This is a genomic window from Serinibacter salmoneus, assembly GCF_002563925.1.
Lineage (GTDB): Bacteria > Actinomycetota > Actinomycetes > Actinomycetales > Beutenbergiaceae > Serinibacter > Serinibacter salmoneus.
The window spans coordinates 2,429,468-2,443,481 of record NZ_PDJD01000001.1 but is presented as its reverse complement, the minus strand read 5'-3'; the positions used below and the strand labels follow the sequence as shown (position 1 = coordinate 2,443,481).

Below are 14,014 nucleotides of genomic sequence, written 5' to 3'. Positions count from 1 at the left end.
CCCGCATGGCCGACCGCCCGCAGTCCCCGGCTCGTGCGCTGCCTGCGCTCGCTCTCGGCTCCGGTTCCTTCGCCCTCTCCCTGCTCGTCCTGATGCTCCTGGACACACGCGGCGTCACGATCCCGGCTCCGCGGATCCTCATCGTGCTCCTGCTGGGGTTCGCGCTCGTACTCCTGTGGCTGGGTAACCGGGTACGCGGCTTCGTCCGGGGGCGTCGATCCATGGAGCCGATCGCCGCCGCCCGGGTCGCGGCGCTGGCCGTCACCGCCTACTACGTCTCGGCTGTGTTCATCGGGCACGGTGCCGCGTGGCTGGCCTCCCTGATGGGCAGTCTCGGTGCACCCGCCGCCCGAGCCGATGCCTGGGTCGCCGTCGCGATGGTGGTCGTCTCCGTTCTCCTGTTCGCCGTCGCCCTGCTCGTGCTGCACTGGTGCCGCACCCCGCGAGAGGAGGAGCGCCGGGGACCGGACGGACCGGAGGGCCACGTCTGAGGGACTGCCTGGCACGATGGGTGCCATGACGCAGCACTCCGATCCGCTCACGCCCGCCGGGGTCACCTGGTCGAGGGTCTCGCCCCTGTTCATCCGGGCCAGGATCATCGCGACGTGCCTGGTGCTGCTCCCGATCCTGCTCGCAGCGGTCGTGGTCGCCGCTGTCCTCGGGGACTGGATCTGGGCGCTCGTCGCCCTGCCCGCCCTTCTGCTCGCCTGGGTGCTGTGGCTCATCCCACGCCAGGTGCGCGCGATCGGCTACGCCGAGGAGGAGGACGATCTCCTGGTGCGGCGCGGTGTGCTGTTCCGCTCGCTCGTGGTTGTCCCGTACGGACGCATGCAGTTCACCGATGTGGCCCAGGGGCCGCTGCTACGCGCGCTGGGGCTCGCAACAGTCAAACTCCATACCGCCTCCGCGAGCACCGACGCCACGATCCCGGGCCTTCCCGCCGCCGAGGCAGCGCGGCTGAAGGACCGGCTCACCGAACTCGGCGAGTCCCGTCTGGCGGGCCTGTGAGCGTGCGGCCCCCGTCCGGTGACGAGGAGGGCTGGCGGCACGTCCACCGCGTCACCCCGCTGCTGAATGCGTGGAAGGTGGCCTTCGGCATCGTCCTGGTCGCGGCGATCCAAGGCCTCGACGACCTACTGTCCCTGCGTCTGGCGGTGCTGGTACTGGTCGGGATCGTGCTCGGGCTGGTGGTGATCGCCGGGCTGTTCTCGCTCGGGTTCAGTTACCTCGCCTGGCGGCGATTGACCTACCGGGTGACGCCGGACTCCGTGGTCCTGCGTTCGGGCGTGGTCTTCCGCACCGAGCGGGTGGCACGGCTCACGCGGATCCAGTCGGTGGAGATCACTCAACCGCTCCTGGGGCGCATCTTCGGCTTCTCCGCCGTGCGGGTGGAGAGCGCGGGCGGTGCGGACGCGAACGTCACGCTCGCCTATCTCACGCAGGCAGAGGCGCAGGCCCTGCGCAACGAGATCCTCGCGCGGGCGGCCGGCGTGGCTGTGCCCCAGGGAGAGCCGGGCAGCCCGCCCGACCCGGCGCAGGCGGCGCGTGGTGATCTCGGTGGGCAGCGGCCGCCCGAGGGGACCACCTCGGTGCTGTCCCCGCCCGTGGTGCCCGAGGCGGGCGTCGCCCCGGAGGCGCCCGAGCACCCCGTGTACAGCCTCGCGCCGGGGCGATTGGTCCTCTCCCTGCTGTTGTCGGTCGCGACCGTCGCCACCGTCCTCGGCGTTCTCGTGGGGCTCGCCATCGGTTTCTTCGCTCGCGTGTGGGTGATCGTCGGTGTGCTCCCGATCCTGTTCGGTTCCATCGCCTACCTCTGGGGGCGGTTCTCGGGTGAGTTCGGCTTCCGGGTGGCGACCTCACCCGACGGGCTGCGCGTGAGGTCGGGTCTCCTGGAGACCAAGGCCAAGACCATCCCGCCCGGCAGGGTGCAGGCGGTCGCGCTCACCCAACCGCTGCTGTGGCGCCGCCAGGACTGGTGGCGCATCAGCGTGACGATTGCCAACGTCTCCACGGACGGCGAGGGGAGCCAGAGCGCGGATGTGGTGCTCCCGGTGGGTACTCGCCGGGAAGTGCTCGACCTCGTGCGGTTGGTGGTCCCGTCCCTGCCCGAGAGTGAGGAGCCTGCTCTCCTGGAGGGCCTGCGCGGCCTGGACTCCCACCATGGGTGGGTTGCCTCTCCCCGTCGCGCTCGCTGGTTGGACCCGATCGCATGGCGCCGCAACGCGTTCCTGGTGACCACGCCCGCACTCGCGCTGCGCACGGGACGCGTGTTCCGCCGGCTGGAACTGGTGCTCCACGAACGCAGCCAGGCGCTGCACCTCGGCCAGGGCCCGTGGGAGCGGCGGTTGCGCGTGGTGTCCTTCGCCGCGCACGCCTCGGGCACGATGAGCAGTTCGCTGCCTCACCTCGACCAGGACGTTGCGGCGCACCTGCTCGCCGAGCAGTCGGCGCGGCAGCGGGTAGCGCGCCGGTCCGACGGGCCGGAGCTGTGGATGCGTCAGGAGCCGGAGCCGGCCGCAGACACCGCGCCGAGTGCTGCCGAGCAGCGCCTCGGCGACCACGGTGGGGTGGGCCCGCATGATGGCGACGTCCCCCGGGCGCCGGACCGCGATGTGCCGGGGCCGAGCGGCACAATGGACTCATGACCCCAGCCTCCTCCCGGCTCCGCGTGGGCGTGGTCGGAGCCGGCCGCGTCGGTGCCGTGCTCGCCAGTGCTCTGCGCGCCGTCGGCCACGAGGTCGTCGCGGTCTCCGGAGGCTCCCCGGCCACGCGGGAACGCCTCGATGCGCTGCTCCCGAGCGTCCCGGTCAGGGACCCGCTCGAGGTCGCCCGCGAAGCCGACCTCACCCTGGTCTGTGTGCCGGATGACGCGATCGCCCCGATGGTGCGATGGCTCGCTGATCAGGGCGGATTCCGCCCCGGTTCGATCGTGCTGCACACCAGCGGGCGGCACGGGTTGGAGGTCCTCGCGCCGGCGGCGGCAGCCGGGGCGATCACCCTGGCCATTCATCCGGCCATGACCTTCACCGGGACCTCGATCGATCTCCAGCGACTCGTGGAGGCTCCGTTCGCGGTGACGGCGGCCGCGCCCGTGCTTCCCATCGGGCAGGCTCTGGTCGTGGAGCTCGGCGGCGATCCGATCGTGCTGCCGGACTCGGTGCGGCCGGTCTACCACGCGGCTCTGGCCCATGCCTCCAACCACCTCGTCACGCTGCTCGTGCAGGCCGAGGACGTGCTGCAACGGGCCGGCGTCGAGGACGCCGGGCGGCTGCTCACGCCGTTGGTCCACGCCGCGGCGGGTGGCGCCCTGCGCACGGGGGGCGCCGCGCTGACGGGGCCGATCTCGCGCGGCGACCTGGAGACGGTGTCGCAGCACCTGCGCGCGCTCTCACACGCCGAGGACTCCCTGCGCGTCGCGGCAAGTTATCGCACGCTGGCCCACGCCACGACCGACCTGGCGGTACGGGAGCGCCGGATCTCCGCACAGACCGCGGCGCAGGCTCATCGCATCCTGCGCGCTGCGCCCGCTGCAGCGGCGGGCGAGACCCCCGGGGGCGGCGAGGGACCCGAGGTCGTGACCACGATCGCGGACGTGCGCGGGCGTCGCCGATCGATGGCCGGTGAGGTCGCTGTCGTCATGACGATGGGCGCGTTGCACGAGGGCCACCTGGATCTGGTTCGCGCTGCCAGGACGGCGGCGGACCACGTGATCGTGACGATCTTCGTGAATCCGACGCAGTTCGGGAGCGAGGCGGATCTCGCTGCCTACCCCCGCACCCTTGCGGCGGACGTCGCGGCGCTCGCGAGTCTGGGCGAGGCAAGCCCCGACCTCGTGTTCGCACCCAGTGGTGAGCAGATGTACCCGACCCCGGGTGTGGTCACCGTGAGCGCAGGCGAGATGGGGGAGCGCCTGGAGGGCGCTTCCCGGCCCGGCCACTTCGACGGTGTGCTGACCGTGGTGACCAAACTCCTCGGCATCACACAGCCCGACGTCGCGGTGTTCGGGGAGAAGGACGCGCAGCAACTCGCCCTGGTTCGTCGCCTGGTCGCTGACCTCGACCTGCCGACCTGGATCCTGTCCGTGCCGGTGGCCCGGGACCGCGACGGCCTCGCCCTCTCCTCCCGCAACGTCCGACTCAGCGACCGGGGACGCGCGCAGGCGCTCGCACTGAGCCGGTCGGTCGCGTTGGCGCAACGCTATGCCCGTGCGGGTGCGAGCGCCGCTGAGGTGCAGGCGGCGGCGCGGGATGAGGTCACAGGCGCGCCGGGCATCACGCTGGACTATGCCCTGCTGGTGGATCCGACCACCTTCCTCCCGCTCGTCCCGGACGGCCACGACGCGCGCATCCCGGCCCCCGCGGAGGCGCATGATGCGCAGCAGGGGTCCGAGAGCATCTCCCAGGATGCCGTCTACGTGGTCGCCGCCGTGGTCGAGGGGGTGCGCCTGCTCGACACGGGTGCGCTGCGGATCGAGCCGGGGCGTGCGCTGGGTAGCATGCCAGGGTGACATCACAGACTGCCGACCCATCGCCGTCCACGGGTCCGGACCCGCAGGAGAGCCACGATCCGACCCTGCTCGATGGCTTCGGGGAGTCCGATCCCGAGCAGGTCCGCGTCCGCAAGGACAAGCGCACCCGACTGCTGGCCGAGGGGTGCGACCCCTACCCCGTCGCTGTCGCGCGAACCCACGCGATCCGCGAGGTCCACGCACAGTGGGATCGCCTGGAGACGGGCGAGGAGACCCAGGACGTGGTCAGTGTCGCGGGGCGCGTGATGCACCTGCGCAACACCGGCAAGCTCTGCTTCGTGGCGATCGCGGACGGCGAGGGCACCAGCCTGCAGGTGATGCTCTCCCTGGCGGAAGTCGGCCCGGACCGTCTCGCAGCCTTCAAGTCGGATGTCGACCTGGGTGACTTCCTGGCGGCCACGGGACGGGTGATCCGTTCCCGGCGAGGGGAGTTGTCGGTGATGGCGACCTCCTGGCAGCTCGCCTCCAAGGCGCTGCGCCCGCTCCCGGTCATGCACAAGGACACCAGCGAGGAGACCCGGGTCCGGCGCCGATACCTCGACCTGATCGCGCGGCCGGAGGCCCGCGAGATGGTGCGGGTGCGGGCGGGTGTGGTGCGGTCGTTGCGGGAGTCCTTCTACCGGCGTGACTACCTCGAGGTCGAGACACCGGTGCTGCAGACCCAGGCCGGGGGTGCGGCCGCCCGACCCTTCGTGACGCACATGAACGCGTTCGACGTGGACCTCTACCTGCGGATCGCCACCGAACTGCCCTTGAAGCAGGCCGTGGTCGGGGGAGTGGACCGGGTCTTCGAGATCGGACGGATCTTCCGGAACGAGGGTGTGGACTCCTCCCACAGCCCGGAGTTCTCCTCGGTGGAGGCCTACGAGGCGTGGACCGACTACCGGGGAATGGCTCGGCTGACTCGCGCGCTCGTCCAGGAGGCAGCCGTGTCCGTCTTCGGGTCGACGGAGGTAATCCTCGCGGACGGCACGCCGTATGAGGTGGGTGGGGAGTGGGAGGAAATCTCCCTCTACGAGGCCGTGAGTTCGGCCCTCGGCGAAGAAGTAACCCCTGAAACGACCGCCGAGCGCTTGCGAACGTATTGTGAACGAGTTGGCCTGGAGCTGTCCGCGCAACCACAGCCCGCTGGGAAGATCCTGGAAGAACTCTTCGAGCACCTGGTGGGTGACTCGCTCCACGCGCCGACATTTGTCATGGACTTCCCGGTCGACACATCTCCGTTGACGCGCTCGCACCGGTCCCTTCCCGGCCGGGTGGAGAAGTGGGACCTGTACGTGCGCGGGTTCGAACTCGCCACGGCGTACTCGGAGCTCGTGGACCCGGTGGTGCAGCGTGAGCGGTTCGAGGCACAGGCGCTGCTCGCGGCGGCCGGGGACCCTGAGGCCATGTCCGTGGACGAGGACTTCCTGCGGGCTGTGGAGCACGGACTGCCACCGATGGGCGGTATGGGCATGGGTATCGACCGGCTCCTGATGGCGTTGACCGGCCGGGGTATCCGAGAGACCATCCTGTTCCCTCTCGTGAAGCCAGGGTTAGGCCGGCGATGAGCGATCTCTGGGCGAACATCGGTGCCCTGATCCCGTCTTTGGCCGTGCTTGCGGTCTTTGTGGTCGTGGTGCGCGCCATGATTCTGGCGGATAGGCGCGAGCGGCGGGCGCGCAAGCGCGAGGACGATGCCTGGAAGCGCGACCGCTCCTGATCATTTCAAACCTGGACCACTGTTTTGTGGTTCCAATTGACATGGGCTCCTCGGGTGTGATTACCATCGGTCTCACAATTACTCATCCAAGGAGGATGCCCGCATGGTGCAGAGAGTGAATGTCATCCTCGAGGACGACATCGAGGGCGGCGAGGCCGCCGAGACCGTGACCTTCGGACTCGATGGCGTCTCCTACGAGATCGACCTTTCCGAGGCGAATGCGCAGAAGTTGCGCGATTCCCTCGCCCAGTGGATCGGCGCCGGCCGTCGTGTGAGTGGCCGCAAGGCTCCCGCACGGGGGGCGTCGAAGGGTCGCAGTTCGGGTCGCGGTGACGCCGCCCTGATCCGCGAGTGGGCTGGGGCCCATGGTTACCAGGTGAGCGAGCGCGGCCGTATCCCAGCCGAGGTTCGCGCGGCCTACGAGGCCGCGAACTAGCCGCCGACCAGAGGTCGAGGGCACGCCGGCGCGTGCTCGATGCACACACGGAGGCCCGGTGTGCCGCCCGCAGGGGTGGCACACCGGGCCTCCTCGTCCCTACCGGCCCGCACGCGAGTGCGATCCACATCCCGGATGCCGGGACCCACGTCCTGCGCCCCGGGCCGCGGGTGCGCCATGATGGAGTCATGACCTACACCCTGGTACTGCTCCGCCATGGCGAGAGCGAGTGGAACGCGAAGAACCTCTTCACCGGCTGGGTCGACGTGCCCCTGTCGGAGAAGGGCGTCGAGGAGGCCAAGCGCGGCGGCGCGCTCCTGACGGAGAACGGCGTGCTGCCGGACGTGGTGCACACCTCGCTGCTGCGCCGCGCGATCACCACCGCGAACCTCGCGCTGGACGCCGCTGATCGGCACTGGATCGAGACCAAGCGCAACTGGCGGCTCAACGAGCGCCACTACGGCGCGCTGCAGGGCAAGGACAAGAAGCAGACGCTGGAGACCTACGGCGAGGAGCAGTTCATGCTCTGGCGCCGTTCCTACGACGTCCCGCCGCCGGACATCGAGCTCGGCTCGGAGTTCTCCCAGGACGGTGACCCGCGCTACGCCGGCGAGCCCATCCCCCGCGCGGAGGCCCTTGCCCAGGTGCTGACCCGCGCCCTGCCGTACTGGGAGCAGGCCGTGGTCCCGGACCTCAAGGCGGGCAAGACCGTGCTGGTCGCCGCGCACGGCAACTCGCTGCGCGCCATCATCAAGCACCTGGACGGGATCGACGACCAGACGATCTCCGGACTGAACGTGCCCACCGGCATCCCGCTGGTGTACGAGCTCGATGAGAACCTCGTGCCCGTGGCGCCCGGCGGCCGCTACCTGGACCCCGACGCTGCGGCCGACGCCATCGCGGCAGTCGCCAACCAGGGTCGCTGACGCCCCGACCACAGACACGAGGCCCGCCGGGAGGAACTCCCGGCGGGCCTCGCACGTGCGACCTGTGGCGGGTCGGCCCGCACTGCGTGGTCAGCGGATGCCGGACTTCACGGCCTCCTCGCCCGTCACCAGGAACAGGATCCGCCGTGCCACGGCCACCCCGTGGTCACCGAAACGCTCGAAGTAGCGTCCCAGCAGGGTGATGTCCACGAGCTCCTGCGGCGTGAGGGAACTGGTGTCGGCCGAGGGTGCGAGCATCAGACGGAATGTCTCCTTGTGGAGGTCGTCCAGGCGCTCGTCGTCCTCCATCACGCGGTAGGCCAGTTCCAGGCTGTGCCCCTCCAGGAGCGCCACGACGTCATCGGCCACGGTGCGCACGGCGGCCGCCATGTCGGCGAAGACCCCCCGTGCCTGCTCGGGCAGCGCCTGCTCGGGCATCCGCCCGCGGGCGATCTCGGCGACGTGGCGGGCGAGATCGCCCATCCGCTCCAGGGTGGCGGACAGGCGCAGGCCCACGACCACGACCCGCAGGTCGGTGGCCACCGGTTGTTGCCGGGCCAGGAGCGTCACGCACTGCGCGTCCAGGCCGTCCTGCAGGCTGTCGATCTCACGGTCCTTGGCGATCACCTGCTCGGCGAGCGCGAGGTCGCCGGTCTCGAGCGCGACCGTCGCGTCGGTGACGGCGGAGCGGACCTTCTGCGCCATCAGGACCAGGTCGTTACCGACCTGCTCCAGGTCCTGCTGGAAAATCTCACGCACGGGTAATCCTCCTCTATCGCGTCCCCACAGTGCACAGGGATGGGCCGTGCGTGTGCACGGCGTCGACCGACAGCCTCTCACCGATTGGTGAACGCCCGGTGGATCCGACATGAAATCCGCCCCGCCCCGCACGTTCCGGGACGTGCACCGCAGCCACGACGTCGTACAGTTCCAGGCGTGGCGAGCGGTGATGTGCTGACGATCGTGGTGATCGCGCTGCTCGTGGTGCTCGCATCCGTGCTCGCCTTCCGGGTCAGTGAGCTGACCCAACGCACCGCGGGCGGCGCCGATCGCGACGCGGGGCAGGTCCTTGCCCCCGAGGTCACGAGCCTGCTGGAGATGCTGCACACGGTCTCGATCGTGCTCGACCCCGCCGACCGCGTGCTGCGCGCCTCGGCGACAGCCTTCTCCCTCGGGATGGTGCGAGACGGCGCACTCGCGCGCGAACCGCTCAAGGACCTGGTGCGGGAGACACGGCGCGAGGGCGTGACGCAGGAGGTGCTGCTCACCCTTCCCCGTGGCCCCGTCGGCTCGGGTCGCATCATGGTGCACGTGCGCTCGGGGTTGATCGGCGCAGGTCGACTGGTGCTCCTGGTGGAGGACCGCACGGCGGCCAACCGTCTGGAGGACATGCGCCGCGACTTCGTGGCCAACGTGTCCCACGAACTCAAGACCCCGGTCGGCGCGATCTCACTGCTCGCCGAGACCATGGCCGACTCCGCCGACGACCCGGACGCGGTGCGGATGTTTGCCGAGCGGATGGGCGCGGAGTCCACGCGCCTGGCTGGGCTCGTGCACGACATCATCGACCTCTCGCGCGTGCAGGACGCCACCACGATGACCTCGGAGCGGATCCCCGTGGCCGAGATCGTCGGCGAGGCCGTCGATCGGGCACGACTGCAGGCACAGGCGCGCGACGTCGCGATCTGGGCGCGGGTATCGCAGGACATCGACGTGGTCGGCGACCGGGCACTGCTGGTCACGGCGGTGCGCAATCTGGTGGACAACGCGGTGCGCTACTCCGACGGCGGCACCCGCGTGGGTGTCACCGTGCGTGTGGCCGAGGACGAACTGGTGGAGATCGCGGTCGTGGACCAGGGGATCGGGATCGACGCGGACGCGCTGCCGCGGGTGTTCGAACGTTTCTACCGGGTGGATCCGGCCCGATCCCGCGAGACCGGCGGCACCGGCCTGGGGCTGTCCATCGTGAAGCACGTCGCCGCGGACCACGGCGGTGAGGTCACCGTCTGGTCCCAGCCCGGGCGAGGCTCGACGTTTACGCTGCGAGTGCCGGCCGCTGAGCCGGCGGAGACGAAGGAGTTGGCATGACGCGGATCCTGCTGGTCGAGGACGAGGAGTCCTACCGGGCGCCGCTGGCGTACCGCCTGGAGAAGGAGGGCTACGAGGTGGTCCAGGCCGCGACCGGTACGGACGCGATCGCGTTGTTCGACCCGGAGATCGATCTCGTGCTGTTGGACCTGATGCTGCCCGGTAAGGACGGCACCGAGGTCTGCCGCGAGATCCGCCGCTCCAGCAGTGTGCCGGTGATCATGGTGACCGCGAAGGACGACGAGATCGACAAGGTCGTCGGCCTGGAGATCGGCGCCGACGACTACGTGACCAAGCCGTACTCGGCCCGGGAACTGCTCGCGCGCATCAAGGCGGTGCTGCGGCGGCGTGGGGACGGCGTGGCGACCGAGGCAGACGGCGAAGGCGGACTGCTCACCTCCGGCCGGATCCAGATGGACACCGACCGCCATGAGGTGCGGATCGCGGGCGAACTCGTTCCCGTGCCGCTGCGGGAGTTCGAGTTGCTGGAGATGTTCCTGCGCAACACCGATCGCGTGCTCACCCGGGCACAACTCATCGACCGGATCTGGGGAGCGGACTACGTCGGGGACACCAAGACCCTGGACGTCCACGTGAAGCGGCTTCGCGCGAAGATCGAGGAGGAACCCGGCAGTCCGCGGGTGCTCGTCACGGTGCGGGGACTGGGCTACAAGCTCGTCGCGGAGTGACCATGCGGTTGCGCCCGCCGCGCTGGTGGGTGGTGAACCGCGCGGCGGGCGCGCCCGGGGGCGCTGCAGCGCGTTACGGCACGTAGTCCTCGTACTCGGCCAGCGTGGCGTCCAGCACGGGCACCGACACCTCCACCGCACCCAGCGTGGGGGTGGTGAACACGACCGAGGCGTTCTCACCCGGTGCCACCGGGGATGCCTCGATGAGGACATCGCGGGTGGCCTCGCCGTCGAGCAGGAGGGTCTCGCCCGCCTCGAGCGGGAATGTGTCGATCAGCGTGCCGTCCGAGAACGCCGCGGTGATCTCCGTCGCTTCGCTGGTCAGATTCGTCAGTCCGCCGACCATGCGCGCCTCGGCGCCGGCCTCGGCGGTCAGCAGGAGCACGTTCTCGCCGCGGATCGAGGTGTCGTCCTCGTCCCAGACGACGCGCACGCCGTCGCTGGCCGCGTACGGCTCGAGGGTGGTCACCGGTGAGCAGGCGGTGAGGGCGAGCGCTGCGACGGCGATGAGGCCACCGGTCGTGGCGGTGCGAGACATGCGTCCTCCGGGTTGTCGTACGGGTGCTCCTACCGTACCGGCTACGCCCGTGCCGCAGCCGGTCGGCGCGTGGGGTGTGTGGGAAATGTGCGCGTTCGGCGTGGTATTCTTGACCGCGGAAAGGGGAGTGCACTACATGTCCTTTGAGGTCGGCGAGACGGTCGTCTATCCGCATCACGGTGCGGCCCTTATCGAGAAGATCTCCACCCGCGTGCTGCGCGGCGAGGAGAAGATGTACTTGACGTTGAAGATCGCCCAGGGCGATCTCACGATCGAGGTCCCCGCGGAGAACGTCGACCTCGTGGGCGTCCGCGACGTCGTCGACGGCGACGGGCTGGACCGGGTGTTCGAGGTCCTGCGGGCGGAGGTGTCCGAGGAGCCCACGAACTGGTCCAGGCGGTACAAGGCCAACGTGGAGAAGATCGCTTCGGGCGATGTGATCCGGGTGGCGGAGGTCGTGCGCGACCTGAGCCGGCGCGACAAGGGCCGCGGGCTGTCCGCCGGGGAGAAGCGGCTGCTCACCCGCGCGCGCCAGATCCTGGTGTCCGAGCTCGCGCTCGCGGAGAAGACCGAGGAGGAGCGGGCCGAGGCCAAGCTCGACGAACTCCTCGCCGCCTCCTGACCTGTTGGTCATCTGATCTGACAACGCTGGCCCGAGGCGTTCCGCGCCTCGGGCCACGCGTGTGCCCGGCTCCTGCCGGAGCGTGTGATCGGTAGGCTGGGCGCGTGACCCTGCACCTGTACGACTCCGCCGCGCGCGCCGTTCGCGCCTTCACCCCGCTCGAGCCAGGCAGGGTCGGCCTGTACGTCTGCGGTGCCACCGTGCAGAGCGAACCCCACGTGGGTCACCTGCGCTCCGCGCTCGCCTTCGACGTCCTCGTGCGCTGGCTGCGCCGCGCCGGGAACGAGGTCACCCTGGTGCGCAACGTCACCGACATCGACGACAAGATCCTCTCCAAGTCCGCCGAGCACGGTGCGCCCTGGTGGGCGTGGGCCTACCGGTTCGAGCAGGAGTTCGACGCCGCCTACGACGCGCTCGGGATCGCTCGACCCACCTATTCCCCGCGCGCCACCGGTCACGTCCCCGAGATGGTCACCCTGATGCAGGAGCTCGTCGCACGCGGCCACGCCTATCAGGGCGAGAGCGGGAACGTGTGGTTCGACGTGCGCTCGCTCCCCGAGTACGGCTCGCTGACCCGGCAGCGTCTGGAGGACCTCATGGACTCCGGGGAGGAGGGCGCGCCGGACAAGCGCCACCCGCACGACTTCGCGTTGTGGAAGGCGCCCCGGCCCGGGGAGCCCGCCACCGCCGCCTGGGAGACCCCGTTCGGGCGTGGCCGGCCGGGCTGGCACCTGGAGTGCTCCGCGATGGCCCGGCGCTACCTCGGGGACACCTTCGACATCCACGCGGGCGGGATCGACCTGCGCTTCCCGCACCACGAGAACGAGCAGGCGCAGAGTCATGCCGCCGGCCTCGGCTTCGCGCGGTACTGGCTGCACAACGCCTGGGTGACCACCGGCGGGGAGAAGATGAGCAAGTCGCTCGGGAACTACCTCTCGGTGACCAACGTGCTCCAGCGCGCCACCCCCGCGGTGCTGCGGCTGGCGATCGGCGGGGTGCACTATCGCTCCACCGTGGAGTTCTCCGATGCGACCCTCACCGAGGCAGCCGCCACCTGGGAACGCCTGGAGCAGTTCGTGGTGCGCGGCTCCGAGTTGGTGGGGGAGCACGACGGCGCCGCCCTGGCGCACGCCGACCTCCCCCCGGAGTTCGCCTCGGCCATGGACGACGACCTCAACCTCGCAGCGGCGTTCGCCGTGATCCACGAGCACGTCAGGCGGGGCAACACCGCGTTGGCGACGGGGGATCGGGGCGAGGTGGCCGCCTGCGTGTTGGTGGTGCGTGCGATGCTGGACGTGGTGGGCCTGGACCCGCTCGCCGCCCAGTGGCGCGCGAGCGCCGGGACGGACGCGAGTGCGCACGCGCTCGACGTGCTGGTGCAGGCCGTGCTCGCTGACCGCTCCGCGGCCCGGGCGCAGAAGGACTGGGCGCGCGCCGACGCGTTGCGCGACACGCTTGTCGCCGCGGGTATCGCGGTGGAGGACTCGGCGGACGGTGTCCGCTGGACGATCAAGGGATAGACGATGGCAGGAAACTCCTCGCGCCGCGGTGCGGTGCGCAAGGCGAGCACCAAGAAGGGCGCCCAGGTCGGCTCGGGCGGGCAGCGCCGTCGCGGGCTGGAGGGGCGTGGCCCCACGCCCAAGGCGAGCGAGCGCACCGGTCACCCGGCGGCCCGCAAGGCTGCTGCCGCGACCAAGCGCAGCGAGAACCGCGCCGCGCAGTCCAAGCAGCGCACCCCCAAGGCGGGTGCCGAGGTCATCTTCGGCCGCAACTCCGTGCTCGAGGCGCTGCGCGAGGGCATCCCCGCCACCACGTTGTACGTCGCCTCCCGCACCGAGTCCGAGGACCGGTTGAAGGAATCGGTGCGCCGCGCCGTCGAGCAGGGCATCCCCCTGATCGAGACCACCCGCACCGAGCTGGACACGCTCGCCGGCCGAGGAGCCCACCAGGGCATCCTGCTCTCGGTCCCGGAGTACACCTACGCGGTGTCGGACGACCTGCTGGCTGCCGCGTTCGAGAGCAACCGGGCGCCGCTGTTCGTGGCCCTGGACGGTGTGACCGACACCCGCAACCTCGGGGCCATCATCCGCTCCGCCGGGGCGTTCGGCGCGCACGGTGTGATCGTGCCGGAGCGGCGCGCCGCCGGGGTCGGGGCCGCCACCTGGAAGACCTCCGCGGGGGCCGCCGCGCGCGTGCCGGTGGCCCGCGCCACCAACCTGGTGCGCACCCTGAAGGAGTTCAAGAAGCAGGGCGTCTTCGTGGTGGGGCTCGACGGCGGCGGCACGAGCGACGTCAGCGACCTGCCCGTGGCGGCGGGACCGGTGGTGCTGGTGGCCGGAGCGGAGGGCAAGGGGCTCTCACGCCTGGTGCGCGAGACCTGCGACCTGGTCGCGGCGATCCCGATCTCCTCCAGTGTGGAGAGCCTCAACGCCTCGGTGGCCACCTCGCTGGCACTGTACGAGGTGTCCAAGCAGCGGCGTTGAGG

15 protein-coding genes are annotated in these 14,014 nt (G+C 70.6%); 13 read left to right on the top strand and 2 right to left on the bottom strand.

Features of this window, described 5'->3' with window-relative positions; translation table 11 throughout:
- Positions 1 to 5 precede the first annotated feature (5 nt).
- From ATL40_RS10935 to ATL40_RS10900, 8 genes are all read left to right on the top strand, one after another.
- Positions 6 to 491: a DUF3180 family protein gene (locus ATL40_RS10935; RefSeq protein WP_098469553.1), complete on the top strand. Its 486-nt coding sequence runs from the start codon at positions 6 to 8 to the stop codon at positions 489 to 491.
- Positions 492 to 516: 25 nt separating this feature from the next.
- The gene (locus ATL40_RS10930; RefSeq protein WP_098469552.1) at positions 517 to 1,008 is read left to right on the top strand and encodes a PH domain-containing protein; all 492 of its coding nucleotides are present in this window, start codon (positions 517 to 519) and stop codon (positions 1,006 to 1,008) included.
- On the top strand, positions 1,005 to 2,645 hold the full coding sequence (locus ATL40_RS10925) for a PH domain-containing protein (protein ID WP_098469551.1): 1,641 nt from the start codon (positions 1,005 to 1,007) through the stop codon (positions 2,643 to 2,645). The genes ATL40_RS10930 and ATL40_RS10925 overlap by 4 nt, the downstream gene beginning before the upstream one ends.
- A complete protein-coding gene (panC, locus tag ATL40_RS15645; RefSeq protein ID WP_143556949.1) occupies positions 2,642 to 4,507 on the top strand; it encodes a pantoate--beta-alanine ligase in 1,866 nt (621 codons plus the stop codon). Before ATL40_RS10925 ends, panC begins: the two co-directional genes overlap by 4 nt.
- Positions 4,504 to 6,078 (top strand): lysine--tRNA ligase, encoded by a 1,575-nt coding sequence (gene lysS, locus ATL40_RS10910; protein ID WP_211283108.1) that lies wholly within the window; start codon positions 4,504 to 4,506, stop codon positions 6,076 to 6,078. The genes panC and lysS overlap by 4 nt, the downstream gene beginning before the upstream one ends.
- Complete coding sequence (locus ATL40_RS15035) at positions 6,075 to 6,230, top strand: hypothetical protein (protein WP_169925946.1); 156 nt, start codon at positions 6,075 to 6,077, stop codon at positions 6,228 to 6,230. The genes lysS and ATL40_RS15035 overlap by 4 nt, the downstream gene beginning before the upstream one ends.
- A 103-nt stretch (positions 6,231 to 6,333) precedes the next feature.
- Positions 6,334 to 6,666, top strand: a complete 333-nt coding sequence (locus tag ATL40_RS10905; RefSeq protein WP_098469550.1) for a histone-like nucleoid-structuring protein Lsr2 — start codon at positions 6,334 to 6,336, stop codon at positions 6,664 to 6,666.
- 188 nt (positions 6,667 to 6,854) lie between these two features.
- Entirely contained in the window at positions 6,855 to 7,592 is a 738-nt protein-coding gene (locus tag ATL40_RS10900) for a phosphoglyceromutase (RefSeq protein WP_098469549.1), read from the top strand.
- A gap of 90 nt (positions 7,593 to 7,682) precedes the next feature.
- On the opposite strand, the gene phoU is transcribed toward ATL40_RS10900, so the two are convergent.
- On the bottom strand, positions 7,683 to 8,351 hold the full coding sequence (gene phoU, locus ATL40_RS10895) for a phosphate signaling complex protein PhoU (protein ID WP_098469548.1): 669 nt from the start codon (positions 8,349 to 8,351) through the stop codon (positions 7,683 to 7,685).
- Between the two features lie 177 nt (positions 8,352 to 8,528).
- Here phoU and ATL40_RS10890 point away from each other — a divergent pair, with 177 nt between their 5' ends.
- The gene (locus ATL40_RS10890) at positions 8,529 to 9,680 is read left to right on the top strand and encodes a sensor histidine kinase (RefSeq protein ID WP_098469547.1); all 1,152 of its coding nucleotides are present in this window, start codon (positions 8,529 to 8,531) and stop codon (positions 9,678 to 9,680) included.
- Complete coding sequence (locus ATL40_RS10885; RefSeq protein WP_098469546.1) at positions 9,677 to 10,369, top strand: response regulator transcription factor; 693 nt, start codon at positions 9,677 to 9,679, stop codon at positions 10,367 to 10,369. The genes ATL40_RS10890 and ATL40_RS10885 overlap by 4 nt, the downstream gene beginning before the upstream one ends.
- Positions 10,370 to 10,442: 73 nt before the next feature.
- Here ATL40_RS10885 and ATL40_RS10880 read toward each other — a convergent pair whose 3' ends face one another.
- Entirely contained in the window at positions 10,443 to 10,907 is a 465-nt protein-coding gene (locus ATL40_RS10880; RefSeq protein WP_098469545.1) for a hypothetical protein, read from the bottom strand.
- Between the two features lie 136 nt (positions 10,908 to 11,043).
- On the opposite strand from ATL40_RS10880, the gene ATL40_RS10875 reads away from it, so the two are divergent.
- The 3 genes from ATL40_RS10875 (at position 11,044) to rlmB (ending at position 14,012) form a co-directional block, all read left to right on the top strand.
- Positions 11,044 to 11,529, top strand: coding sequence for a CarD family transcriptional regulator (locus ATL40_RS10875; RefSeq protein ID WP_098469544.1), 486 nt, complete (start codon positions 11,044 to 11,046; stop codon positions 11,527 to 11,529).
- Positions 11,530 to 11,633: 104 nt separating this feature from the next.
- Positions 11,634 to 13,049, top strand: a complete 1,416-nt coding sequence (cysS, locus tag ATL40_RS10870) for a cysteine--tRNA ligase (protein ID WP_098469543.1) — start codon at positions 11,634 to 11,636, stop codon at positions 13,047 to 13,049.
- A gap of 3 nt (positions 13,050 to 13,052) precedes the next feature.
- Positions 13,053 to 14,012, top strand: coding sequence for a 23S rRNA (guanosine(2251)-2'-O)-methyltransferase RlmB (rlmB, locus tag ATL40_RS10865; protein WP_098469542.1), 960 nt, complete (start codon positions 13,053 to 13,055; stop codon positions 14,010 to 14,012).
- Positions 14,013 to 14,014 lie beyond the last annotated feature (2 nt).

What these genes read in the sequence shown, in the direction of transcription:
- ATL40_RS10935 (WP_098469553.1), top strand. Translation starts at nt 6, where the DNA reads ATGGCCGACCGCCCGCAGTCCCCGGCTCGTGCGCTGCCTGCGCTCGCT.
- ATL40_RS10930 (WP_098469552.1), top strand. Translation starts at nt 517, where the DNA reads ATGACGCAGCACTCCGATCCGCTCACGCCCGCCGGGGTCACCTGGTCG.
- panC (WP_143556949.1), top strand. Translation starts at nt 2,642, where the DNA reads ATGACCCCAGCCTCCTCCCGGCTCCGCGTGGGCGTGGTCGGAGCCGGC.
- ATL40_RS15035 (WP_169925946.1), top strand. Translation starts at nt 6,075, where the DNA reads ATGAGCGATCTCTGGGCGAACATCGGTGCCCTGATCCCGTCTTTGGCC.
- ATL40_RS10905 (WP_098469550.1), top strand. Translation starts at nt 6,334, where the DNA reads ATGGTGCAGAGAGTGAATGTCATCCTCGAGGACGACATCGAGGGCGGC.
- ATL40_RS10900 (WP_098469549.1), top strand. Translation starts at nt 6,855, where the DNA reads ATGACCTACACCCTGGTACTGCTCCGCCATGGCGAGAGCGAGTGGAAC.
- ATL40_RS10885 (WP_098469546.1), top strand. Translation starts at nt 9,677, where the DNA reads ATGACGCGGATCCTGCTGGTCGAGGACGAGGAGTCCTACCGGGCGCCG.
- ATL40_RS10880 (WP_098469545.1), bottom strand. Translation starts at nt 10,907, where the DNA reads ATGTCTCGCACCGCCACGACCGGTGGCCTCATCGCCGTCGCAGCGCTC.
- ATL40_RS10875 (WP_098469544.1), top strand. Translation starts at nt 11,044, where the DNA reads ATGTCCTTTGAGGTCGGCGAGACGGTCGTCTATCCGCATCACGGTGCG.
- rlmB (WP_098469542.1), top strand. Translation starts at nt 13,053, where the DNA reads ATGGCAGGAAACTCCTCGCGCCGCGGTGCGGTGCGCAAGGCGAGCACC.